Raw genomic sequence first — 721 nt, forward strand, 5'->3', positions numbered from 1 at the left:
CATCGAGACCGTGTTCCAGGACCGGGCTCTGGCCGTGCAGCAGACCATCGTGCGCAACATCTTCATGGGCCGCGAGCTCACCGGCTTCATGGGATGGCTGAAGGTCAACAAGGAGGTCGCGGAGGCGAGCCGGCTGATGCGCGAGATCGGCTTCACCTCGAAAGTGTTCACGCCGCAGTCGATCGTCGGCCAGCTTTCGGGCGGCGAGCGGCAGGGCGTTGCGATCGCGCGCGCCATCTACAAGCAGGCGGAGCTGATCATCCTCGACGAGCCGACGACGGCGCTGTCGCTGACCGAGACGGCAAAAGTGTTCCATTTCGTGCGCCAGGTGCGGGCGAGCGGCCGCTCGATCCTGTTCATCGGCCACAACATCCACCACGTCTTCGACATCGCCGACCGTTTCGTCGTGCTCGACCGCGGCAAGGTGGCGCTGACGGCCGATCGCAGCGAGGTGAAGTCGGCCGACGACCTGATCAACTTCATGGAAGACGTAGCGCATCCCGGCGGCCTGCCGGGACTGCACGAGGCCGGCGAAGCGGAGCAGAGAGCGCAATGAGCAAGGCGATGGAACCCGATCTGCAATCTCCTCTGGGAAGGGCAGGCGGCCAGATGGCCAAAAAGTCGGCCAAGGAATGGAGCCATCCCTCCGACAACTGGCTGCGCGGCTTCGTGCTCGACAACCGCGCTTCGCTCGGCACGCTCGCGGTATTCATCGTCATGA

At 64.5% G+C, this 721-nt stretch carries 1 protein-coding gene; it reads left to right on the forward strand.

Annotation, left to right across the window (positions count from 1 at the left end):
* Positions 1-556: ATP-binding cassette domain-containing protein (locus tag EOA23_RS35190; RefSeq protein ID WP_145966626.1), on the forward strand; the 556-nt coding region annotated here is incomplete at its 5' end.
* Positions 557-721 lie beyond the last annotated feature (165 nt).

The organism is Mesorhizobium sp. M2A.F.Ca.ET.042.01.1.1 (assembly GCF_003997405.1).
In the GTDB taxonomy this organism is placed as follows: domain Bacteria; phylum Pseudomonadota; class Alphaproteobacteria; order Rhizobiales; family Rhizobiaceae; genus Mesorhizobium.